Annotated in this window: 21 protein-coding genes and 1 pseudogene; 3 read left to right on the top strand and 19 right to left on the bottom strand. The window is 58.9% G+C overall.

The window, feature by feature from the left end; genetic code table 11:
• Positions 1-2: 2 nt before the first annotated feature.
• From DXD77_RS00885 to ileS, 11 genes are all read right to left on the bottom strand, one after another.
• The gene (locus DXD77_RS00885; protein ID WP_117647340.1) at positions 3-1,415 is read right to left on the bottom strand and encodes an AI-2E family transporter; all 1,413 of its coding nucleotides are present in this window, start codon (positions 1,413-1,415) and stop codon (positions 3-5) included.
• Complete coding sequence (locus tag DXD77_RS00880; RefSeq protein ID WP_117564127.1) at positions 1,412-2,203, bottom strand: RNA polymerase sigma factor SigF; 792 nt, start codon at positions 2,201-2,203, stop codon at positions 1,412-1,414. Before DXD77_RS00880 ends, DXD77_RS00885 begins: the two co-directional genes overlap by 4 nt.
• Before the next feature lies 1 nt (position 2,204).
• Positions 2,205-2,582: an ATP-binding protein gene (locus DXD77_RS00875; RefSeq protein WP_117646449.1), complete on the bottom strand. Its 378-nt coding sequence runs from the start codon at positions 2,580-2,582 to the stop codon at positions 2,205-2,207.
• Positions 2,575-3,168 (bottom strand): hypothetical protein, encoded by a 594-nt coding sequence (locus DXD77_RS00870; RefSeq protein WP_117564129.1) that lies wholly within the window; start codon positions 3,166-3,168, stop codon positions 2,575-2,577. The genes DXD77_RS00875 and DXD77_RS00870 overlap by 8 nt, the downstream gene beginning before the upstream one ends.
• 100 nt (positions 3,169-3,268) lie before the next feature.
• Positions 3,269-4,618 carry a replication-associated recombination protein A gene (locus DXD77_RS00865; protein WP_199408975.1) on the bottom strand — a complete coding sequence of 450 codons (1,350 nt, stop codon included), beginning with the start codon at positions 4,616-4,618 and terminating at the stop codon, positions 3,269-3,271.
• Positions 4,619-4,678: 60 nt separating this feature from the next.
• Positions 4,679-5,926: a deoxyguanosinetriphosphate triphosphohydrolase family protein gene (locus DXD77_RS00860; protein WP_117564131.1), complete on the bottom strand. Its 1,248-nt coding sequence runs from the start codon at positions 5,924-5,926 to the stop codon at positions 4,679-4,681.
• A gap of 31 nt (positions 5,927-5,957) precedes the next feature.
• Positions 5,958-6,380, bottom strand: coding sequence for a prepilin peptidase (locus tag DXD77_RS00855; protein WP_089571722.1), 423 nt, complete (start codon positions 6,378-6,380; stop codon positions 5,958-5,960).
• A gap of 81 nt (positions 6,381-6,461) precedes the next feature.
• Entirely contained in the window at positions 6,462-7,757 is a 1,296-nt protein-coding gene (locus tag DXD77_RS00850; RefSeq protein ID WP_117564132.1) for a glycosyltransferase family 2 protein, read from the bottom strand.
• Between the two features lie 82 nt (positions 7,758-7,839).
• Positions 7,840-8,853: an RluA family pseudouridine synthase gene (locus tag DXD77_RS00845; protein ID WP_117564133.1), complete on the bottom strand. Its 1,014-nt coding sequence runs from the start codon at positions 8,851-8,853 to the stop codon at positions 7,840-7,842.
• Positions 8,853-9,410: a signal peptidase II gene (gene lspA, locus DXD77_RS00840; protein WP_233506673.1), complete on the bottom strand. Its 558-nt coding sequence runs from the start codon at positions 9,408-9,410 to the stop codon at positions 8,853-8,855. Before lspA ends, DXD77_RS00845 begins: the two co-directional genes overlap by 1 nt.
• Before the next feature lie 264 nt (positions 9,411-9,674).
• The gene (gene ileS, locus DXD77_RS00835; protein ID WP_369831492.1) at positions 9,675-12,452 is read right to left on the bottom strand and encodes an isoleucine--tRNA ligase; all 2,778 of its coding nucleotides are present in this window, start codon (positions 12,450-12,452) and stop codon (positions 9,675-9,677) included.
• A 511-nt stretch (positions 12,453-12,963) separates the two neighbouring features.
• Between ileS and DXD77_RS00830 the strand changes: the two genes are divergently transcribed.
• Complete coding sequence (locus tag DXD77_RS00830; protein ID WP_117564135.1) at positions 12,964-14,052, top strand: iron-containing alcohol dehydrogenase family protein; 1,089 nt, start codon at positions 12,964-12,966, stop codon at positions 14,050-14,052.
• Between the two features lie 66 nt (positions 14,053-14,118).
• Here DXD77_RS00830 and DXD77_RS00825 read toward each other — a convergent pair whose 3' ends face one another.
• Both DXD77_RS00825 and DXD77_RS10525 read right to left on the bottom strand, forming a co-directional pair.
• Complete coding sequence (locus DXD77_RS00825; protein WP_199407894.1) at positions 14,119-14,970, bottom strand: IS3 family transposase; 852 nt, start codon at positions 14,968-14,970, stop codon at positions 14,119-14,121.
• A 205-nt stretch (positions 14,971-15,175) separates the two neighbouring features.
• Positions 15,176-15,223 (bottom strand): annotated as a pseudogene (locus DXD77_RS10525) (hypothetical protein); the annotation flags it as partial.
• Between the two features lie 724 nt (positions 15,224-15,947).
• Between DXD77_RS10525 and DXD77_RS00815 the strand changes: the two are divergent.
• Positions 15,948-16,550, top strand: coding sequence for a Type 1 glutamine amidotransferase-like domain-containing protein (locus DXD77_RS00815; RefSeq protein ID WP_117564137.1), 603 nt, complete (start codon positions 15,948-15,950; stop codon positions 16,548-16,550).
• 115 nt (positions 16,551-16,665) lie between these two features.
• Here DXD77_RS00815 and DXD77_RS00810 read toward each other — a convergent pair whose 3' ends face one another.
• The 3 genes from DXD77_RS00810 to ftsH form a co-directional block, all read right to left on the bottom strand.
• Positions 16,666-16,893, bottom strand: coding sequence for an integrase core domain-containing protein (locus DXD77_RS00810; RefSeq protein WP_255413152.1), 228 nt, complete (start codon positions 16,891-16,893; stop codon positions 16,666-16,668).
• Positions 16,894-17,100: 207 nt separating this feature from the next.
• Positions 17,101-17,562, bottom strand: a complete 462-nt coding sequence (locus DXD77_RS00800) for a DUF523 domain-containing protein (protein ID WP_117564140.1) — start codon at positions 17,560-17,562, stop codon at positions 17,101-17,103.
• A 76-nt stretch (positions 17,563-17,638) separates the two neighbouring features.
• On the bottom strand, positions 17,639-19,531 hold the full coding sequence (gene ftsH, locus DXD77_RS00795) for an ATP-dependent zinc metalloprotease FtsH (RefSeq protein ID WP_198019956.1): 1,893 nt from the start codon (positions 19,529-19,531) through the stop codon (positions 17,639-17,641).
• 92 nt (positions 19,532-19,623) lie between these two features.
• Here ftsH and DXD77_RS00790 point away from each other — a divergent pair, with 92 nt between their 5' ends.
• Entirely contained in the window at positions 19,624-20,109 is a 486-nt protein-coding gene (locus DXD77_RS00790; protein ID WP_117564141.1) for a cob(I)yrinic acid a,c-diamide adenosyltransferase, read from the top strand.
• A gap of 85 nt (positions 20,110-20,194) precedes the next feature.
• On the opposite strand, the gene DXD77_RS00785 is transcribed toward DXD77_RS00790, so the two are convergent.
• From DXD77_RS00785 to DXD77_RS00775, 3 genes are all read right to left on the bottom strand, one after another.
• Positions 20,195-21,544 (bottom strand): MATE family efflux transporter, encoded by a 1,350-nt coding sequence (locus DXD77_RS00785; RefSeq protein ID WP_117647336.1) that lies wholly within the window; start codon positions 21,542-21,544, stop codon positions 20,195-20,197.
• 125 nt (positions 21,545-21,669) lie between these two features.
• Positions 21,670-22,584 (bottom strand): RNA methyltransferase, encoded by a 915-nt coding sequence (locus tag DXD77_RS00780; RefSeq protein ID WP_117647334.1) that lies wholly within the window; start codon positions 22,582-22,584, stop codon positions 21,670-21,672.
• Between the two features lie 109 nt (positions 22,585-22,693).
• A complete protein-coding gene (locus DXD77_RS00775; protein ID WP_117647332.1) occupies positions 22,694-23,212 on the bottom strand; it encodes a dihydrofolate reductase in 519 nt (172 codons plus the stop codon).
• Positions 23,213-23,216 lie beyond the last annotated feature (4 nt).

The raw sequence follows: 23,216 nt of genomic DNA, 5'->3' as shown, positions 1-23,216 counted from the left end.
GCCTATTTGGAATCCGAATCGTCCATGGAGCCGTCGATGCCGGTTTTGGTGTCGTCGTCAGAGCTTGTGTCGTCGTCCTTGGCAAAGGGGTTCTTAAAGAAACCCGTCGCGTCGGGCTGTAGGCCTGAGAGCTTAATCCAGGGATTATCGAGCTCGGGCTTGGGCATTGCCTGGGCCTCGGGAGCGGTCTCGTTGCCGATGAGTTCGGACTCGTAGATGAACGTATCGTCGCCAAGCGCGTCGTAGGCGGCAACTGGGTTACCCTCGGTATCGCGATACGGAGTGCCCTTAAACACGGCGCCGTCGTATGCCACGAGCTGACGGCCGGTCTCGTTCTCAAAGTAGTAGACGAAGATGCCCTTGAGGGCCGCGCACAGCGGAATGGCGATAACCATGCCGATGGGACCCATGAGTGCCGAACCGATAACGAGAGCCGTCAGGCTCATAACGGGATGCACCTGCACCGAGCTCTGCATGACCTTAGGCGAAATGACATTATCGGTGACGTTTTGAGCCACCATGGTCACGACAAGCGTCCACAACGCCAGCATGGGGCTGAACATAAAGCCGAGCACCGTGGCGATCGCCGCACTCACCCAGGGACCGACAACCGGAACCAGGTGCATAATGCCGGTAAAGATAGCCATGAGTGCTGCATACGGATGGCCGATGATCGTAAAACCAATAAAGGCAAGAAAACCGCCACAGATCGATGTGATGACCATGCCACGCATGCAGCCGCCGACCGAACGCGAAAGGATGGCCACCATAAAGCGGTACGAGGTCTCCTTTTCCTGCCCGATGATGGTGCAGACCTCGTGGTGCATGCGGGGATAATCGCAGGCAAGCCAGTAGGCAAGCACCAGACCCAGGAAGATGACGAACAGCTGCGAGGCCGTGTTGGTAATGAGCGGAAACACACCGCGGCCGAGCTCAGCAGCGATTTGCGAGACGTACTTGGACGCTACGGTAACCAACGAAGAAAGATTGTCGTCCAGATACTCCTTGAGCGGCGTGTTGTTGAGCGTCTTAGCGTGCGAGAGCATCTCGTTGAGATCGCCACCCGCAACACGAAGCTGCTCGGGCAGGCGGCTCAGGACTTCCATGATTTGACCGAGCAAAATAGGCGATAGGATGCAGACGACGCCGACGAGCACGGCAACAACCACAATGAGTGCGATGAGCGAACCGAGGCCACGTCCGACGCCGTGATGCTCGAGCCAGTTGGTGATCGGAGACATCACAAAAGCGATGATGGAACCGACAGCGAGAAACTCGATGACCGGTGCCAGGATGCCCATAAGGTTGAAGATAACGGCAGCGATGACAATGCAGCCGACGACGCCCCAAATGCGCAGCGTCAGAATGCGGGTATCGCGAAGCGTGCGGTCGATTTGTTGGGGGTGCTCACTCATGAACGAACCATCACTCCGTCGGGGTCGATCTTATCCTGAATCTTCTTGAGGGTGCGGCGCAGCAGGCGCGAGACCTGCACCTGCGAGATGCCCAGCTTCTTGGCGATCTCGATCTGGGTCATGCCCTTCACAAAGCGCAGCTCGATAACCTCACGCTCGCGCGGCGAGAAATCGCGGATGGCTTCCTCGATCACCAGGCGGTCATCGGTAAAGTCGAGCTCGTTGTCGTCGTCGGCGTAACGGTCAAGAATCGAGGGCGCATCGTCGGAATCGGACGCTCCGGGAGCCTCGATGGGCACCGACGTATAGGCCGACGACGATTCCATGGCCTCCAGGACCTCGTCGACGGTCACGTCCAGGTACTCAGCGATTTCTTCAACCTTGGGCGAGCGCTGCAACTCGTTGGTAAGCTTGTCGGTAGCCTGGTTAACCTTGGCAGAAAGCTCCTGCAGGCGACGAGGCACGCGCACGCTCCAGCCCTTGTCACGGAAGTGACGCTTGATCTCGCCCAAGATGGTGGGCGTGGCAAACGTGGTGAACTCGAGTCCGCGCTCAGGGTCAAAGCGGTCGATTGCCTTGAGCAGGCCCAAATAGCCAACCTGCATCAGGTCGTCGAGCGGCTCGCCGCGATTCTTAAATTTGTTGGCAAGGAACCTTACCAGGTTCATATGGGACATGACGAGCTGCTCGCGGGCGTCCGGATCACCGGTCTCCTTGTAGCGACGAAACAGCTCGCGGGTTTTCTCCTTGTCCCAAGCGGTCTTGCCGCTCCGGGAACGTTCGGTCATATTAGATATCCGCCTTGAGATCGAGGGAAAGCGTCAGGGGCGCCGCAGTCTTTTCGTAGGAATCGCACACGCTCGCGAGGATGAGCTCGGCATACACCGCAGCCTGGTCGTTTTCATCAACCGTAGCCTGGTCTCCAAAGGTAATAGTCATGCCAACGTGAGTCTCATCGACATCGAATTTGATGGTGATGTCGTCGCAGTCGACCGCGGTGCACCCAAAGATGAAAGCCTCCTCGGCAGCCATGCGGATGTCCTCGATGCGATCGACAGACATGGAGCACAGGGCACCAACGTTGGCTGCCGTCATGCGCACAAGGCGAGCGAGACGCGGGTCGCCGGCAACGGTCAGCGTGATGGGGAAGGTTGCTTCGCTACTCATCGCAGGACTCCTCAGAGGACTCGGCGGGCGTATAGGTGTAATACTGAGCCGGCTTGGCTGCGGGCTTCTGAGCCGCATCCGCACCATCGGCGGCCTCGTCCTCAGCCTCACCGATCAGAACGCGCTCGGTAGGCTGCTCGGCCTCGGCGGCGGCAGCGGCTAGCTTACGATCGGCGTCGGCTGCAGGAGCCTTCACCTTATTGAAGAGCTTCTGCACGGCGCCGGCCGCAGAATCTGTCACGCTCGATACGGCATTGCTGGCCTCGGCCATACTGCCCGTGACCTCGGAGATGTCGCGAACTACCGCCTCAACCTCAACGAGGTTGGACGTCAGGGCGTCAATGGCAGTCTTGCTCGACTTGAGGAGCGGCTCCATCTGGGCAAGTGCCGGCGTAAGCTCGTCAACGGCACCATCAAGCTTTGCCACCACGGGCTGCGCCTCGGCAATCGTATTATTGAGGTCGGTTACCGTCTTGTCGAGCGAGTCGACAACGGTGCGGGTTTTACGCAGGGTGAGCGCAAGCTCAACGATAGCCCACACGCCGGCAACGGCGAGCAGCAGCAAGGCGATTTGAATGGGACTCATACAAGCCTCCCAAAGGAATCGAAATACAAACGCTTTCCATGGTACCCCAAAGGGGACCGAACATGCCAAGAGCAGCAACGTGGGACAAAATTATCAGCAGCTACTTCGGTGCATTCCCGCTGCGGTCGCGTTCGCTTTGCTCTACGCGCCATTCTTCCCAACCGCGGCCGGCAGGCTGCCAAAATGCACCGCGTTCTAAGCCTTCGGGCAAATAGCGCTGGTCGACCCAGCCTTCGGGATAATCGTGCGGATACTTATACACACCGTATTCATCGCTGCCCGGGCGATGGCGATCGCGTAGATAACTCGGCACCTCGCGAAGCCCACTAGAATGGATATCGGCCAGCGCCGCATCGATTGAAGCCTCACACGCGTTGGATTTAGGCGCCAAGCACACATAGAGTGCAGCCTGAGCCAGGTTAATGCGACACTCGGGATAGCCAATGACCTCGGCAGACTTAAACGCGGCATGCGCCACCAAAAGCGCCTGCGGATCGGCGTTGCCAACATCCTCAGAAGCCTGAATCATAATACGGCGTGCAATAAACTTAGGATCCTCCCCTGCATCGATCATGCGCGCGAGCCAATAAATGGTGGCATCGGGGTCGCTGCCGCGCATGGACTTAATGAACGCACTGATAATGTCGTAGTGCATGTCACCGTTTTTGTCATACGAAAACCCACGGCGCGGATTGGCGATCTTCACATCGTCGACCGTGATGGGATACCGCTCCCCCGCCGCCGGAGCCGGCGTCCCCTCGGTATCGGGACGCGTGACGGCAATCTCGCTCGCCAACTCAAGCGTCGTCAGGGCCGAGCGTGCATCACCCGCTGCCAGCGTGCAAATGGTCTTGACCGTATCATCATCGACCGAGAATTTGCCGTTCAGGCCCTGAGGTGCCTCGAGCGCACGCTCGATAAGCATGGCGATATCCTCATCCTTTAAATGCTCAAACTCCACGACTCGACCACGTGAGAGCAGCGCCGAGTTGACCTCGAAGTACGGATTCTCCGTCGTAGCGCCAATCATAATGACGGTACGGTTCTCAACTGCATGCAGCAGGGCATCCTGCTGCGACTTAGAGAAGCGGTGAATCTCATCGATGAATAGAATGGTGCGGCGGTCGTACGTATTCAGGCGCGTCTTGGCCTCGTCAATCACGCGGCGCAAGTCCTTTACGGTGCCCGTCACGGCGCTGACCTCGACAAACTCGCTCTTGGTATGGTTGGCGATAATGTGGGCCAGCGTCGTCTTACCCGTACCGGCCGGCCCGTACAGAATCACGCTCGAAAGCACGTCGTGCTCGATCGCGGCACGCAACCATGAGCCCTTACCGACGGCCTTTTGCTGGCCCACATACTCGTCGAGCGAATTGGGGCGCATGCGCACCGCAAGCGGCGCATTCTGAAAGGAACGCTCGCGCGTCGAAGCAGAAAAAAGGTCGTCCATAGCCATCCCGTGCATCAATCAAAAACGTTTTCCACAAACAGTATACCGAATAAATACGAACTACCGTTCGTTAATATAGGTACGATGCGGAAACTTTAGACCCGGGAACAGCTTGCTCGTCAGCTCGCAGAAATAACCGTCCGTCATGCTCGCGATGTAATCCACCACGGCTTGATCCTTGTCGTCCTGCCAGGCATAGGTACGATCGTAGTAGGAAAGCTGCTGCTCAATGCGCGAAATATGGTGCTTAAAGATATAAGAGGACTCGTCGCCACTGTTTAGATCCCGCAGGCAACGGTCGTAGAGCTTTTCGAACGCCTCACGCAGCTCCTCCTCGGAATCGCCTTCGATACCGCCCTTGCTATAGATCTTCTCGTAGTTCTCGCGCTTGGCTCGGCGAATTTCCTCAAACAGGTCCTCGCTCATCTCGATGCGCGGCTTACCATAGCTATGCTCAACGATATCGATGGAAGCGTGCGTGAGGATCCAGCTGTTATAGGCGCCGCCCCGACCATCGTCAAAAGCGTCGGGCGAAAGCAGACCCGCCGCGATCGCATCCTGACGGTCACGACCGACGTAGGCAAGAATATCCGAGATGCGAACGACGCAGCCCTCGAGCGTCATGGGACGCAGGTGCCCAATGGCGCCATAGCCCGTGGCGATGCAGTCCTCGACCGCCTGATCGAACTGGTCAAAGGAGCCCATATCCGACAATTCAAACACGCGCTGCTCGTACTCGCCGTTATGGCATAGCACGCCGTCGAGCGTCTGGAGTGACACGTTACGGCCGTACAGCGCGTCGAGCACGCGGACCGACTGCACGTTATGGAAAAAATAACGCCCCGTACGCTCGTGGTAGATATCGTTGAGGAATCGCTCACCGGCATGGCCGAAAGGCGTGTGTCCCAAGTCGTGGCCCAGGCCAATCGCCTCGATCAGATCGCAATTGAGCCCCAGGGCGCGACCGATATCGCGCGCAATGCGGGAGACAAGCTGCACGTGCAAACCGCGGCGTGACAGATCGTCATTGCTACGGAAGCTAAAGACCTGCGTTTTGCCTGCATAACGGGTGTACGCCGGAAGATGAAGTATCTTTTCGGTATCGCGCATAAACGCCGGACGCATAAGCGTGCCTTTGTCGGCGGCGCGATCAATACGACGAATGACCTGATCGTCGTTGCAACGATACGGGTTAACATAGCCCGAAGCACGATCGGTGGCAATGCGCTCGAAAAGTTCGGGCGACAACGCCGAGGGAATACGGTCCATGCGCGCCTTAATGACGGCCGTTTCTTGATTAGTTGCCATGGCATGCTCCTTAAAAAGGATGCGCAATCGGTTACAATGTCCAGCCCACGACCTCGATTATGGCAAATATCGGCACCAAAAACGGGAGCAATGGCAGGGAGCGCGATTTTGTGAAGAGGCAGGAGAGGGCCAGGACCAGGAGCGCAACGGCAAATGCCACGATGCCGCCCAGAGGGTCGAGCGTGCAAAGCGCGAAAAGCGCCTTGGCATCCCCCATGCCGATGCCGGGAGCCTGGCGGAAACGCCGCCAAAGCGACTCGGTCAGCACAAGGGAAAGGTACACGATAACGGCAGGACCGGCGTGGTCAAGCGCCGTGTTCAAGCCCCTGTCCAGCCAAACGCCTGCAAACGCCGCCACGGCGCATGCGGCGGCAAGCGCGTTGGGAAACCGCCGTTCACGGACATCAATCACCGCACCGGCAAAGGCGCAGATCCAAAAGGGAATATAGACCATTGAACACCTCCCGGGGCAATCACTCAAAAGCAGAAACCACCACAAAGGTGCCTGTCCCCTTCGTGGTGGTTCTGGTCGTGGTTACTTGGCGCCCTGCATGACCTCGTCGAGGGTAACGTTAACGGCGTGCTGCGTGGGCACCCAGTCGACCTTCAGGAACAGCGCGGCAACCGTGATGGGGATATAGCTGAACATAAAGATCGGGAAGGTAAACAGGTTGGTCACCAGGCGCCACTTTTGCGCGCAATGGATGTGCTTGTACTCGAAGATAGTCGTGAGCAGCGCCAGGATAAAGAAGGTCTGATACATCATGACGAAGGTCATGATGAGCGAAGCGGCACACGCCTGCATCTCGACCTCGGTAGCCAAAAAGCCATGCGAAAGACCACCGACGATTAGGAACGTGGCGTTGGCGAGCATCGAAATCAGCGATAACAGCATACCAGGGGCAATCGTCATAAACATGTCGTAGGCGGCAAAACGATGATAGCGGAAGGTCGACTTGACCAGATGCTTACCGTAGGTAAAGAACACCTGGTAGAAACCCTTAGTCCAACGCATACGTTGCTTCCAGGACGCCTTAAACGTCACGGGCTGCTCGTCAAAGAACTCCGCCGGCGCATAGCCAATACGAATGCCGTGAATAGCGCAGAACGTGGTGAACTGAATATCCTCGGTCAGCGTATGGAACTGCCAGCCGTGCATGCCCTCAATAACGCTAGCCGAGATAAGGTAGCCCGAACCCGATACGGCGCAGGACGTCTTGCAGATGTTGCGCGCGTTGTTGAGAAAACGCGCCTCGCGCAGATACCAAGTGGCATTCGCTGCCGAGATCCACGAGCTTCCGAAGTTCTTGGAGTTACGATAGCTCGTGACCACATGGAAGCCCTGGTCAAAGGCATCATTCATCTTGGACACGTAATCGCGGGCGATAACATTATCGGCATCGAAGATAAAGTAACCTTCAAAGGTGTCGGGATACTCGTTAAGGATACGGTCGAAACCAAAGTCCATGACCCAGCTCTTGCCTTTACGGGCCAGGTCGTTTCGCTCGTACACGACAGCGCCCGCCTCGCGCGCGAGCTGCGCGGTGTTATCGGTGCAGGCATCGGCGACGACAAAGACCTCGATGAGCTCGGACGGATAATCCTGGTCCTTGATGGAGCGAACGAGGTTGGCGATAACGGCCTCCTCGTTGTGTGCTGCAATAAAGAAGGCATACCGGTGGAGCTTTTTGGCCTTGGGAGGCGCGACCTCGCCGCGGAGAGCACCGATGACAAAGAAGACCACCTGGTACAAGAAGCAGACCGTGAGCAGCGTGACGACAATCTGGTTGAAGATCACGATGGGTGTGTTGGTTTGTAAAAAGGCGAGCATGCAGGCTCCCAGGAACGCATTACGTAAACAACCGTATATCTTACCGCAGGCTAGGGGCGTTCAAGAAACCACCTAATACCGACTAGGCTTCGAGAAGACCGAGCTGAGGAACGATCTCGTCGCCGGCAGCGGTGCGACCAAGCGAGCGCGGGGCCAGGTCGTCAAGAACCGCAGCGAGATCCCACGGCAGCTCGTCGCGGCACTCAATGCGCTCCCCCGTCACGGGATGGTCGAATGCGACGCGCCAGGAATGAAGGAATTGCCTGGTCAGCCCCTGATCGGCGCGTGCATCGCACTTGCCGTAGAGTGGATCGCCCACGCAGGCGTGGTTGATATGGCGCATATGCACGCGTATCTGATGCGTGCGGCCCGTAAACAGGTGGCACTCGACGAGCGTATAGCCGTCGTCAAAACGCGTGGAATCGAAGCGCTCGAGGACCTTAAAGGTCGTAATGGCCTGGCGCGCGAAAGGATCGTCCGAAACCGCCATCTTGACACGGTCACGCGTAGAACGGGCAATGCCGGTGTTAATGGTGCCCTCATCCATAGCGATATGTCCGTGAACGAGCGTAATATAGCGGCGGTCGAGCGTGCGCGTACGGATAAGATTTTGGAGCGCGCGCTGGGTGTCGTCGTCCTTCGCCGCAAGCATAAGGCCCGAAGTGTCGCGATCCAGACGATGCACGATGCCGGGGCGATCCTCGCCCTGCACGGTGCCCAGATGGTCAATACCGCAGTGATAGACCAGGGCATTCGCGAGCGTACCGCTCTCATGACCATGCGCAGGATGGCACACCAGGCCGCGCTGCTTGGAGAGCACGATAAGGTAGTCGTCCTCGTAGCGAATATCGAGGGGAATGGCCTCGGGAATCACGTCGGTCGGGTCGTGCGGCTCGGGCAAATCGACCGAAATACGGTCGCCGGCTCGCACGGCGTACTTTTTGGACAGGCAGGTCTCGCCGTTGACGGCAACGGCGCCGCCCTCAATCAGATGCGCGCAGGCAGAGCGTGTGGGACAGCCGTCGTTGGCACCTAGATAGGCGTCAAGACGCTGAGCAGCGGCATCATCGGCAACAAGGATATGGATGTCGGCCATTAGCGCTCATTCCTTTCGCGAATCTTGCGGGCACGCTCCCCACGCTGCTTGGCTTTGCGCTTGGCGCGGGCCTCGTCACGGGCGTTAAGCTCGGCGGTCGCATCGACCTCACGGGCCGCGGGGCTCAAGAACATGTAGCCAAAGAGGGCGAGCACGACGCCCACGGTAATGCCGATATCGGCAACATTGAAGACGGGGAAGTCGATGAAGGTGGTGGCAATAAAATCGGTCACAAAGCCAAAAGCCAGACGGTCGATCGCATTGCCAATGGCGCCGCCCACGACCATAGCCATGCCCACAACCTCAAAGCGAGCAAGCTGGGGCGCGCGAAGCAAGTACACCGCGATCGCAACGATAACGACAAACGCCAGCACGGCAAACGCGAGGCCATGTCCCTCGCCCATGCTAAAGGCAGCACCGATGTTACGCACGAAAAGGAAGTCGATCACACCGGGGATAATAGTCACATGCAGAGCATCGCCGACGGCACGAACCGCAAGCTTGGTCAGCTGGTCAACAAGCAGCACGGCCAACGCCACGCTACCAGCAACACCCAACCGCCAACGCAAAGGCGGCGTCATATCCGCAGAACGACCCAAATCAATCCCCTACCCTCAAAAACATCGAATTACGTTTAACGCAATTAACCATCTTATATTGCCACACGCAGAACGCACGACATATCCACCAACGCAAGCGAAATAACCAGCTAAAAACGAAAGCGGCATTCCGAAAAACGGAATGCCGCTTTTATTCAGCGGAGCAAATGGGCCGAAGGCGCCCAAATTCTCCCTATAACTAAAATGCCGAGTTACCGTGCCTTAAAGGGCATTCGCACACCTCTCGCAGATGTGAGCGTGGCCGTTGTACTCGCCGACGGTGGTGCGGTAGTTCCAGCAACGGTCGCAGCACTCGCCCTCGGCAGCCTCGATAGCAACGGAGAGCTCCTCGCCCTGGGTCAGCTCAACATCGGAGACGATGTAGAACTCGGCCAGGTCGACGGCCTTGTCGCCGGTCAGCAGCGCATACATCTCGGCGGGAACGACCGCCTCGACGCGGACCTGCTGGCTCTTGGTGAAGGTGCCGGCAGAACGGGCATCCTCAAGGGCCTTGGTCACGGCGCTACGGAGCTCGAGAGAAGCCTCGAGCACGCCCTCAAACTCGTTGGCCTCATCAACCGTGATGGGCGACTTGTACCAATCGAGCAGCGCGGCGTACTTCTGGTGGTCGACGCAGCCGGCGGGCGCATATGCCATGGCCTCGTCGACGGTGTAGGACAGGATCGGCTGCAGGTCGCGCATGAGCATCGAGAAGAGCTCGGCCAGCACGGTCTGAGCGCTGCGGCGCTCGAGCGAGCCGGGCTTGTCGCAGTACAGACGGTCCTTCAGAGCGTCGAGGTACACGTTGGAGAGCTCGGTAACCACGAAGTCGTAGAGCGCACGGTAGGCGCGCGGGAACTCGTAGCTCGCGTAGGCGTCGTCGACCTCGGCCTGGACCTGGGTCAGGCGGGCAACCATGAGCTTGTCGAGCGGCAGCAGGTCGGCAAAGGCGACGCCGTCGGTCTCGGGCTCAAACTGACCCTCGAGCTCGGAGAGCAGGAAGCGCAGCGTGTTGCGGAAACGACGGTAGGCGTCGGACGTACGAGCGAGAATCTCGTGGTCGATGGAAACGTCGGAGCTGGTGTCGACGGAGGCAACCCACAGGCGGATGATGTCGGCGCCCATCTCGTCGCAGACCTTGTTGGGGTCGATGACGTTGCCGAGCGACTTGGACATCTTGCGGCCCTGACCATCGAGGGTGAAGCCCTGCGAGACGACCGCCTTGTAGGGAGCGTGGCCGTTGGCGCCCACCGAGGTGAGCAGCGAGCTCTGGAACCAACCACGGTGCTGGTCGGAGCCCTCGAGATACACGTCCGCCGGGTACTCCAGCTCGGGACGGTACTCGCAGACGGCCTTCCAGGACACGCCGGAGTCCCACCACACGTCGAGGATGTCCTTATCGGACTTGAGGTGATGACCGCCGCACTTGGGGCAGACACAGGCCTCGCCCAGGTAGCTCTCGGGAGCGTCGGTGAACCAGGCATCGGAGCCCTTCTCGTGGAAGAGCTTGATGACGGCGTCGAGCGTGGCGTCGTTCATGACCTTCTCGCCGCAGTCGGCGCAGGTGTAGCTGGGGATAGGCACGCCCCAGTTGCGCTGACGGCTGATGCACCAGTCGGGACGCTGCTCGACCATGGCACCGATGCGGTTGGCCGCGTGGGCCGGATACCACTTGACGTTCTCGCGGACCTCCTTGCCAGCCTGCTCGCGCAAACCGGTCTTGTCCATCGAGACAAACCACTGGTCGGTAGCACGGAAGAGCACCGGGTGCTTGCAGCGCCAGCAGTGCGGATAGCTGTGCGTGATCTTCTTCTCGAGGACCAGGGTGCCACGCTCGCGCAGGAACTCAATGATGTGCGGGTTGGCCTCATCGGTATCCATACCGCTGAAGGGGCCACCGGTGCCAAACTCCTCACCGGTGTAGAACTTGCCGTCGTCATCGACCGGCATGCAGATGTCGGTGATGCCCTCCTTGAGGCAGGCGAAGTAGTCGTCGACGCCGTGGCCGGGCGAGTTGTGGACGATACCGGTACCGTCATCCACACCGACGTAATCGGCCAGCAGTGCCACGCCCTCGACACCGTCAAAGATCGGCTGCTTGTAGTGAATGTGGTGGAAGGTCTCGGCGGGAACCACGTAGGGCTTGCCGTCGACCATAACCGGGGTGTACTCCCAGCCAAACTCCTCGCAGCACTTGGGAGCCAGGTCCTTGAGCATGACCTCGGCACGACCTTCGTGCTCAACGGCGACATAGGCGGCGCCGGGCTTGAGGGAAACTGCCTGGTCGGAGGGGATGGTCCACGGCGTGGTCGTCCAGATGATGAAGTCGACCGGGCCGTCGAAGTTCTCGAGGCCGGCGGGCTTAGAGGTCATCTCAAAGCGAACGAAGATGGAGGGGCTCGTCTCGTCAGAGTACTCGATCTCGGCCTCGGCCAGCGCGGTGTGGCAGTGCTTGCACCAGTGAACCGGCTTGTGGCCACGATAGATCATGCCCTTATCAAACATGGCCTTGAAGACCTCGATGTCGGCGGCGTCATGCTGGTGATAGAGCGTCAGGTAGGGGTTGTCCCAGTCGCCGAGCACGCCCAGACGACGGAAACCGGCCTTCTGCAGCTCGATGTTCTCGACGGCGAACTCGTTGCAGAGCTCACGGATCTTAGCCGTAGAGGTCTGGTTGAACTTCTCGGTGCCGAGCTTCTCCTCGACCTTGTGCTCGATCGGCTGGCCGTGGCAGTCCCAACCAGGGACATAGGGGACCTCATAGCCCTGCATCATCCAGTAGCGGTTGATCATGTCCTTGGAAATCTTGTTCATGGCGTGGCCGATGTGGATCGGACCGTTGGCGTACGGAGGGCCGTCGTGCAGCACGAACTTCTTGTGACCCTCGTTCTTCTTCAGAACTTGCTCGTAGACCTTGTTGTCCTGCCAGTCCTTGAGTCGCTTGGGCTCGGACTTGGAAAGACCGGCACGCATGGGAAAACCGGTTTTGGGCAGATTCATCGTCTGCTTGTACTCGTTTGCCACGGTACCCCTTTCATGTCGTGGGCGCGCACGCCCGTTGGGCACCAAAAAAAGCGCCCGTCCCTGCAAGCTGGGACGAAGCGCCACAAAACGGGCCGTCTGCCCGCAAAAGCTCTTCGCTTAACCACCCAGCTTAGATGCCCTCACCCGCATTACAGCGCGCTCGCATCCGTTACTCGGCTGGCCTGTATCGACGACCATCTCGGCGATGTCTACTAAGACGTGCCTGTACGGCGCGTCCGTTGGGACCGCAGCTCCGGGGTGATTTTCATCGGTCGCATGCACGGGTTCTCAGCGCTCCCCGTTCTCTGTAGCACACGGACGGCCGACTACTCGTCCCCATCAACGCTTATGCGCTGTATGGTAGCACGGTCAACGCCGGCGAAAAACCCTCAACATCGGTTTCATACTTTAGTAATTTCTCGCGGTCGCAAGCACTCACTTGGAGCAAAATACCTGAAAGCACTTTATCTAACGAAAGAAGGCTGCTATGCGCACGATTGGAATGAGCGACTACACCGTCGGCGAGGACTGCTTTGACGAGCTGCCCGGCGCGCTGGACGAGTACGGAGCGGCCAAGGTCGCGATTATCGGTGGTAAACGAGCACTGGCCGCGGCGCTTCCCAGTATCGAAGCGGCACTGGAGGGCACCGACATCGAGATTCTGGAGACACGCGTCTACGGCACCAACAGCACGCGTGCCAATATCGCCAAGCTTGTTAACTCCCCCGCCTGCCGAGAGGCCGATGTGCTCATCGCATGCGGTGGCGGCAAAGCGCTCGACACCGTCAAGACGGCGGCCATCGAGCTCAAGAAGATCGTCTTTACGGTACCGACGATCTGCTCCAACTGCTCGGCCGCGACCGCCATTGCCGTTGTCTACAACGACGACGGCTCGCTCGAGGGCTATTCGTACCCCAACCGCCCCGCGCACATCTTCATCAACCCCAAGATCATCGCCGAGGCTCCGGCGGAGTACTTCTGGGCGGGCGTGGGCGATGCCCTGTCCAAGCAGCCCGAGGTCGAGTACGCCACGAGCGCCGGCAACCTGGAGCACACCGCAGGTCTTGGCCTGGCGCTCGCACACACCTGCTCCGAGCCGCTGTTTACCTATGGCGTGCAGGGTCTTGAGGACGTTCGCCAGAACCTGTCGACCGAAGCCGTCAAGCAGATCGCGCTCGATATCGTGGTCAACACGGGCTACGTCTCCAACCTGACCAACCAAAACGATTACTACTACAACTCGAGCGTGGCGCATGCGTTCTACAACGCCACCTGCAGCATTCCGCGCGAGGGCACCTACCTGCATGGCGAGGTCGTGAGCCTGGGCGTGCTGGTGCTGTTTGCCTACACGGGCGATACCGAGAACCTTGAGCGCTACTCAGCCTTTAACAAGCAGATGGGACTGCCCGTGACGCTTGAGCAGGTCGGGCTTTCCGAGTCCGATATCCCCGCCCTGTGCGAGTACGCGCACACCACCAACGAGTGGAAGCAGGGAAACCCCGGGCCCTTCACCGACGAAAAGTTCGCCGCCGCCATCAAGGCTGCCAACACCTACGGCCACACGCTCCTCGCCTAACCTACCAAAACCACCACAAAGGGGACAGTGAACTGCGCCCCGAAACTTGGACTGAATAAATAGCGACTACGCCGCAAGGGCCCGGTTCCGGAACTCCTCCGGCGTCAGGCCCTTCAATCTTACCTGCCTGCGCCGCGTGTTCCAATGGGCTATGTACCCCTCTAGGTCGCGCTTGAAGTCCCCGAAGCTGCCCCACTCCCTGCCGCGGTAGAACTCGTCCTTCACGTGGCCGAAGAGCTGCTCGGTGGTGGCGTTGTCGATGCAGTTCCCCTTGCTCGACATGCTCTGGGTGATGCCCGCCCCCTCCAGCCTGGAGGTGTAGGACTCGTGCTGGTACTGCCAGCCCATGTCCGAATGCATGGTCGGCGCCGCCCCGTCGGGCAGGGCCTCGAGGAGCCGGTCGAGCATCCTGTGCTGCTGGGCGAGGTCCGGCGAGGTCGATATGTCGCTCGCCACGATCTCCTTCGTGCAGAAGTCGAGCACCGGGGCCCAGTAGGCCTTGGCGCCGGCCACCTTGAACTCGGTGACGTCGGTGCCGAGCTTCTGCCACGGCCCCTCGGCGCCGAAGTCCCTCGCGATGACGTTCTCGAACGTGCTCCCCACGAGCCCCCTGTAGGAGCTGTACCGGCGGCGGGAGCCCCGGCGGCGTATCCCGCACCGGATGCCCATCTCGCGCATCATCTTGAGCACGGTCTTGTCGGCCACGACCGCGCCCAGCTCGGCGCGCAGGCACATGGCTATCTGCCGGTGCCCGCAGCCGTTGGCGGTGCGCGAGAATATCTCGGCCGCGGCGTCGCGCAGCTCGGGCCGGGTCGGCCTCCGCGGGTGCGCCAGCGCGTAGTAGTAGGTCGACCTCCTGAGCCCCGAGCACTCCAGCAGGTGGCGCAGGGAGTGCCCCTCCGCGCGCAGCGCCCTCACCGCCTCGGCCGCCGCCCTGGTCAGAGCCCGTCCCGCTCGACCAGGGCGCGCAATTTTTTAGGTAGGCGACCTCGGCCTCGAGCCTGCGGCAGCGCTCCTCGAGCTCCTGCTCGCGGGTGCGGGCCCGGGGTTTCGACCTCGACCCCCTCGGTCTGCCCTTCGGGCGGGGCCGCAGCGCCTCGGCGCCGCCCTCGCGGTAGAGCCTGCACCAGCGCTCCAGCGGGGATTTCGACCTGATCCCGAACTCGGTCATGGCGTCGGCCTTCGCCATCCCGTCGTCGACCACGGCCGACGCCGCGGCGACCCTCTGCTCGAATGTGTAACTGGATTGCTTCCCGTCCATGGACAGCAGCGCCTCGCTTCCGAACGCCCGGTATACCCACTGCCATTCTCTCACGGTCTCGCGGGGGACGGACAGGGCCTCGGCCGCCGGCTTGCAGCCGACGCCGGCGTCGAAGAGCTCGACGGCCCGCCTCCTGGACTCCAGGTCGTGCTTCGACCTGAGATCTATACTCATGGAAAACCTCCCATTTCCCGATGTCCAAGAAATGGGAGGCAGTTCACAGGCACCTTTGTGGTGGTTTTATATTGCTCCAGCATTCAGTTCGTACTCGGAACGGTAAACAGAAACGAACAGAGGCAGGGTATCATCGTGGTGATGGTATCCTGCCTTTTGTTTTGCGGGATCAAGGTCGCTTTATGCGAACTTGATCGCCACTTATATGGCGCATTGATGGCAATTGCTTCGTACGTGCATACCGGGAGCCTGTACACCTCTGGCAAGGCGTAACACACTAGACTTTGTTCCAAAGTCCGTGTGCTAAGGGGGCAGGCCCCTTAGAATTCCTGTGGAGTGTGTACGCACGTACGCAGGAAAACGGCAAAATTTCGCTATATCAGGGCGTTCTTTCATTGGAGAGTATGGTATACACGGCTTAGTTCAACAAATAAGAATTTATATATAAAGGAGAATATTGATGAAACTGTTTTTATGTTCTCACTTTTCAAGTGTAGGAAGTCTGATAAAGGAAGAAATTGAAAATAAAAAAGTCGCATTTATTCCAACAGCTTCGCTGCGTGAAGGCTACACCGGTTATGTCGGCTCGGCTCGAAAATTATTCAAAAAGTTGGGAGCAATCGTAACTGAAATTGATATTTCAACGGAGGCTTATTCAACGATACAGTCTCTTTTTGAAGATGCGGATGTGATCTATTTTACCGGCGGAAATTCTTTTTTCCTTATAGACCAGCTCCGTAAAACGGGAACGGATGAGCTGTTGAAGAAAGAATTGGCAAAGGGAAAACTGATGATTGGTGAATCGGCAGGTGCGATTGTATGCGCTCCAAGCATCCAATATATCGAGCAAATGGATGAAAAGCCGGAGGACTACTCACAAGAAGATGATGCAGGGCTTAATTTGATTGATTTCTATGTTCTTCCGCATTATCTTACAGCACCATTTAAGAAAGTTACCGAGAAGATAATGACTGAGTTTTCGGATTTGAATCTATGCCCAATTAACAACCGTCAGGGAATTGTAATTGATGGTGAATGTTCAAAGGTAATTTGCAAAGACTAATTTGAATATTTCAGTTTGCTGTACTCATTCCTAGCAGGGTTTGGGGCGGGCACGCCCCAACAAGAAGCTGTCCCAAAGGGGCAAGAATGGGGACTGCGGACGATTTCTTGGACCGCTACGCGGCCCTTCCCAGCGCGGCGCGGAACTCGGCCGGCGTGCGGCCGCCGAGCGCATCGCTGCGCCTCTCCGTATTGTAGCGGCCGATCCAGGCCCCGAGCTCCTCGATGAAGCGGGCGGGGGCCCAGCCCGACCAGTCCCTGCCGTGCCAGAACTCCCTCTTGAGCAGGCCGAAGAAGCCCTCCATCGCGGCGTTGTCCGGGCTGCAGCCCTTGGCGGACTGGATTGGCTACACTGATGTGGACAGTTCCGGGAGGGGCGCAAGAGACGGGAAGGCCGTGTGCGCGTTCCTGCGTGAGGGCCGCGGGGAGGGGCTGCCTGGGTACGGCGCCTGTCAACTCGGTCTACGTCTTTGATGACCGGGTCGTACTCAATATCAACTTCACGGATGATGCCAAAACGGTCACCCGTGAGGAAGTGTTGGGTTCGAGTGCTATGGACAATGTTCCAGCATGCTGGGATCGAATTCGCTTGCCGGGATCACGCGGTAGCCGTGGCGCAGGAGCAGGTCAACGAAGACACCGTTACCCGTTGTGAGCGTGCCGCTGAAGGAACCGTCGTAGATATGGCCCACGCCGCACGACGGACTGCGATCCTGCAAAATGCACGCAACAATCTCGGACGGGCCGCCCGCCTGCTCGCACATATCGAGCGCACGTTGAGCACCCTGGCGAAACTCGCGATCAACCGACACGCCCTCGCAGGTACGAACCTCTCCGTTCACAATCTCGGACGGCTTGCGCGGTGTAGGCAAGCCACCAAAAACCTCAGGGCATACCAACAGGACCTCGGTCCCCGTACGCTCGCAAGCCTCGACCAGCTCGCGATGGTAGTTGTCGAGCCCGTTATACTTGCAGCTCTCGCCCATCAAACAGGCACTTACCACGATCTTCATATACAACTCTCCCCACGCAAAACGCCCCATTTGAGATGGACACTCAAATGGGGCGATTGACACTGTGCAACTAGTATTACTGCTGCTTTGGCATCAGCGGGTTCTCGCGCGTGAGGAGATTCATAAACTCCTCACCCGTGATCGTCTCCTTCTTGTACAGATAACGAGCCAGCTCGTGGAGCTTAAACTTGTTCTCCTTGAGAATCTGCAGGGCGCGGTCATGCGCATCCTCGATCAGCTTGGCGACAATCGCGTCCACGCGCTCGGCCGTACCGGGGGCGCAGGTGAGAGACGTGTCCTGGTTGAGGTACGCATTCTGAACGGTACCGAGTGCCATCATGCCAAACTCATCGGACATACCAAAGCGCGTCACCATGTTACGGGCGAGCTTGGTGGCCTGCTCGATATCGTTGGCTGCGCCGGTCGTCATCTCACCAAAGATGAGCTCCTCGGCTGCACGGCCACCGCAATAGACGGCGAGCTTGTCCAGGACCTCCTGGCGTGTGGTCAGGAAGCGCTCATCCTCCTCGACCTGCATGGTGTAGCCCAGAGCACCGCTCGTGCGCGGTACGATGGTAATCTTCGTGACCGGCGCAGAGCCCTTCTGGCGAGCGGCAACGATGGCATGGCCGATTTCGTGGTAAGAAACGACCTGCTTCTCGTGATCGGACAGCACCGTGGACTTGCGCTGCTGACCGGCGATGACGACCTCCACCGACTCCTCGAAGTCGTCCTGGGTTGCACGCTTGCGACCCTCGCGAACGGCGCGCAGGGCGCCCTCGTTGATGATATTGGCCAGGTCGGCACCCGAGGCGCCGGGCGTGGCACGGGCGATCGCAGTCAGGTCGATCGGGGGCTGCGTCTTCACGCTCTTGGCATGGAGCTCAAGGATGTTCTTGCGGCCGGTCAGGTCGGGCAGCTCAACGGGGATGCGACGATCAAAACGGCCGGGGCGCAACAGGGCCGGGTCAAGGCTGTCGGGTCGGTTGGTAGCAGCGAGAACGACAATACCCTTGTGGTTATCGAAGCCGTCCATCTCGGTCAGCAGCTGGTTGAGCGTCTGCTCGCGCTCGTCGTTGCCGCTAAAGCCGCCGCCGTCACGCTTTTTGCCGATGGTATCGATCTCATCGATAAAAACGATGCACGGGGCCTTTTCCTTGGCCTGCTTAAACAGGTCACGCACCTTAGCAGCGCCGCGACCGACAAACATCTCAACAAACTCCGAGCCCGAAATGCTAAAGAACGGAACACCGGCCTCGCCGGCCACAGCCTTGGCAAGCAGGGTCTTACCGGTACCCGGAGGGCCGACAAGAAGAGCACCGCGCGGCAGCTTGGCGCCGATCTCCTCGTAGCGCTGCGGCTTCTCCAGAAAGTCGACGACCTCCTTAAGGGATTCCTTGGCCTCTTCCTGGCCAGCAACGTCCTTAAAGGTCACGCCCACATCCTTGGAAGCGATAACGCGAGCACCGGACTTGCCCAGTCCGCCGCCGCCAAAACCACCGCCGCCAAAGTTCATCGACGGGCCGTCATCGCCCATGGCCTTCTTCATGCGACGATTGAGCCACCAACCGATGAGGAAGAAGATAGCCATGGGAAGAATGAGCGTAAGCAGGTAGTAAGTCATCAGACCCGAGTTCTTATCGGGGACAACAGATTCCAGCGAGGCGCCGGATTCAAGCACGCGATCGGTAAAGCCCGCATCGTTTGGCACACCGGTCGTCTTGTAGGCGATGTTCTCGTCCTCGCCCTTCTTGGTGTAATAAATCGTGTAATCGTCCGTATTGTATTCGACCTTGTCGACACTCTTCTTATCGAGCGCTTTGACAAAGGTCGAGTAATCGGTCTTCGTAATCTGCTGCGTGTGACCGATGTTGGGGAACAGAACGGTCGAGAGCACGAGGTAGACGACGAAGGCGATGAGCACGTAGAGGATCATATTCCGTCTACGTTTGTTGTCATCCATCTCCATCTGCTTGAACTCCATCTACTGGGGTTGATAATGCTTTCTAGAATACCCAACCCGAGCGACGATAAACCGACGCCGGGCACGAAAGGACAGAGATGGCATCACTGGAAGTCGGCAAGGTTCAGATCTACACGGGCGACGGCAAGGGCAAGACGACGGCTGCGCTGGGGCTTGCACTGCGCGCCACGGGCTATGGACTTAACGTGCTTATGCTGCAGTTTGCCAAGAAGCTGCACTGCGCCGAGCATGATGCGGCGCCCCGTTTAGGTCTGCGCATCGTACAAGCCGACCGCGACACGCCCGAAGCCTGTGCCGCACAGATCATGGAGCTGGCGCGCGAGCAGATTAGCCAAGTCGACGTTCTGATTCTAGACGAACTTGGCGAGGCCATGCGCCGTGGATTTGTGACGCGCGTGGATGTCGAAGCGCTGATCGCGACAAAGCCCGCCACCACGGAGCTCGTGCTCACCGGCCGCGGTCTGCTGCCCCTCGCCGATCTGGCAGACCTGGTCACCGAAATGCGCCCCGTCAAACATTACTTCGACGAAGGCCTCCTAGCCCGCCAAGGCATCGAATACTAAATGATCCGAAGGGGACGGAGGAAAACGGATCATTTTGCCTTATTGCCAGGTCAATGATCCGTTTTCCTCCGTCCCCTACGGATCATTAGGCGGTGGCGCGGCCGAGCCAGTTGCCGCTGTGGTGGTAGATGGTAAACATCGTGGCCGTGATGAGCCAGGTTACGGGGTAAACCAGCAGCAGGTGCTCAAGCGACGGATCGAACGGCATAATCGCAAACACCCAGATCACCCTGAGCACGACGGTGCCAAAAATCGTGAGCATCATAGGCTGGAAGCTCACGCCAGCGCCGCGGATGGAGCCGGACGCGTTTTCGATAATCGAGAAGATCGCGTAGAACGGCGCGATGAAATGAAGAATCGTCGTGGTGTAGGCCGAAATCGAAGCATCGTCGACAAACAGACGCGACAACGGACCCGAGAACACCAGTAGCACGGCAGACAGGCCACCAATGAGCATAAACGACAGCACAAGCGACGTATGGTAGCCCTTGCGCATGCGCTCGTAGTTGCGCGCGCCAAAGTTCTGTGCCGAGAACGTGGTGATCGAAACGCCAAGCGCCTCGGTAACCATCCAGACAATGCCATCCAAACGGCCCGAAAGACCCCACGCCGTGGTGACATCGGCACCAAACGAGTTGACCGACACCTGAATCAAAACGTTGGAAATCGAATACGCAGCAGACTGAAAGCCAAGCGGCAGACCACACGAGATCATGCTCTTACAAATGCCAGGATCAATGCAGAGTTTGGACAGTGAAAGCCGCCACGCACCCGGAGCGTGCATCATACGAATCACGATCATCGTGGCGTTGGAGCAAATGGTCAGCGCCACCGCGATGCCGCAGCCCAGAGCCTCCATATGAAGCACGGCAACGAAGATGACATCCAGCACCGCATTAACAAGGCAGCCGGAAGCAATGATCACAGCAGGACCGCGTGTGTCGCCCACGGCGCGCAGCAGCGCCGTTCCCATATTGAGCAGCAGCGCCGCAACCATGGCGGCAAAATAGCAACGAGCATAGGCCACGCCCTCGGCCAATAGTTCATGCGGCGTGTTCATAAGTACCAGCATGGGCTCAACGAACACTATGCCAAGAATCGAGAAAACGATACCGCCCACCAGCGCGAGCGTCATGGCCGTATGGACCGAACGACTCAATCGCTCATCATCGTGCTGACCAAAAAACTGACCGGTAATGACCGCGCAGCCAGCGCCCACACCGACGCAAAAGCCAATGCAGAGCTCGGTGAGCACCATCGTGGCTTGAATGCCACCCAGCGCGAGCTTGCCGCCAAACTGGCCGACGATATACGTACCAATAAGCGTGTAAGCCTGCTGAAAAAACGAGCTAAAGAAGATAGGGACGCACAGCGACAGCAGCTGTTGCCAAATGACACCCTGCGTTACATCGATAGCCGTAGATTTCTTAGCCACACGCCCTCCCCACCAGCGTACGTCAAACAACAAAACGGCAATTTAAGACCAAAGCCAATACCAGCTTAGCACCGACCGACGTCGGCCGAAACGCCCCGAACCAGAGCCCGGTGCGAAATATCTGCCTAGTGATACAGCCCCGGCTGGTAGTGGTACTCGTTGCTCACATGCGGGCAGAGCTGCCAAAAGGCAACAGCGCTTGCCGCGGCCACGTTGAGTGAATCGACCCCATGCGCCATGGGAATACGCACGGCGCGGTCGCAGCCTGCAATGGTCTTGGCGCCCAAGCCAGCACCCTCGGTGCCCATAAAGATTGCCAGGCGGTCAATCTCCTGGAGCGCGGGATCGTCCAGCGACACCGAATCATCCGTCAACGCCATAGCGGCACACGAAAAGCCGGCATCGTGTAGCGCCGCCAGCCCATCATGCGGCCATACGCGCGCCTCGCTGCCAATGCGCGTCCACGGCACCTGAAACACCGTGCCCATGCTCACACGAGCCGAGCGACGATACAGTGGATCGCAGCACGTAGGGCTCACCAGAATGCCGTCGACATTGAGCGCGGCAGCCGAACGGAAAATTGCGCCCACGTTCGTGTGGTCGACAATACCCTCGAGCACGCATACGCGCACTGGGCGCTCCCCCGCCACCTCGACGACGCCGCCCAAGAACTCATCAACCGGAATCTGACGCGGGCGACGGAACGCCGCGAGCGCACCGCGCGTCACGTTAAAGCCCGTCAACTGCTCCATGAGTTCCATGGAGGCCACGAACACGGGAACCGGGCCGGCGCCCTCGCACACAACCAGGCGCTCAAACAGCGGCATCATTTGATCGAGCCAGCGTTCGCCCAAAAGAAAGCTCACCGGCTGGTATCCGGCGCGAACCGCACGCTCGATGACCTTGGCACTCTCGGCGATAAAAATGCCCTTCTGCGGCTCCAGCACGCAGCGAAGCTCACGCTCGGTCAGTCGCACGTAGGCATCGAGCCGCTCGTCCTCGAGAGAATCGATTCGCAGCACCTCAACGGCATCAGTCATAGCAGCCAGCCCGCACCCTTCTTTACAGCGCATCTATACCAAACGAGGCGACGCTAAGCGCCGCCCCATGCATTCAAACAACCCGATGATACCGTTCACGCCAGACGATTTACGCCTCAACGCGACGATACGTCACGAACTCATAATCGACACCCTCGTCTCCCTCGCCCGAGGCAATCGTGGCAACACCGTCACGCCGCGCAATCTCCCACGCGGGATCGGCATCCAAATCGGGAAAGTACGTATCCACGTCATGCACGCAATGGTCATGCGTAACCTCGGCCTCGGCGCAATACGGCAAAAACTGTCGATATACCTCGCCGCCGCCGATTACCCAGGCAACGGGTTCATCGGCAACCGCGGCAAGCGCCTCGTCGATACTATGCACCACGTCGACGCCCTCGGGAGCAAAGTCCTCATCGCGCGTGAGCACGATATTGCGGCGGTTCTTGAGCGGACGTCCGCCGGGAAAACTCAGCAGCGTCTTGCGTCCCATAATGACCGGGCAACCTTTGGTGCACGCCACAAAATGGCGCATGTCGGCGCGATTGGACACGACCATATCGCCCTCGCACCCAATGCCCCAATCGTCACACACGGCGACAATGGCAGAAAGCTTACACCTCATGCGC

The sequence above is a fragment of the Collinsella sp. TM09-10AT genome, assembly GCF_003436275.1.
Taxonomy (GTDB): Bacteria; Actinomycetota; Coriobacteriia; order Coriobacteriales; family Coriobacteriaceae; genus Collinsella.
This window is presented reverse-complemented; position numbering and strand designations above follow the sequence as displayed.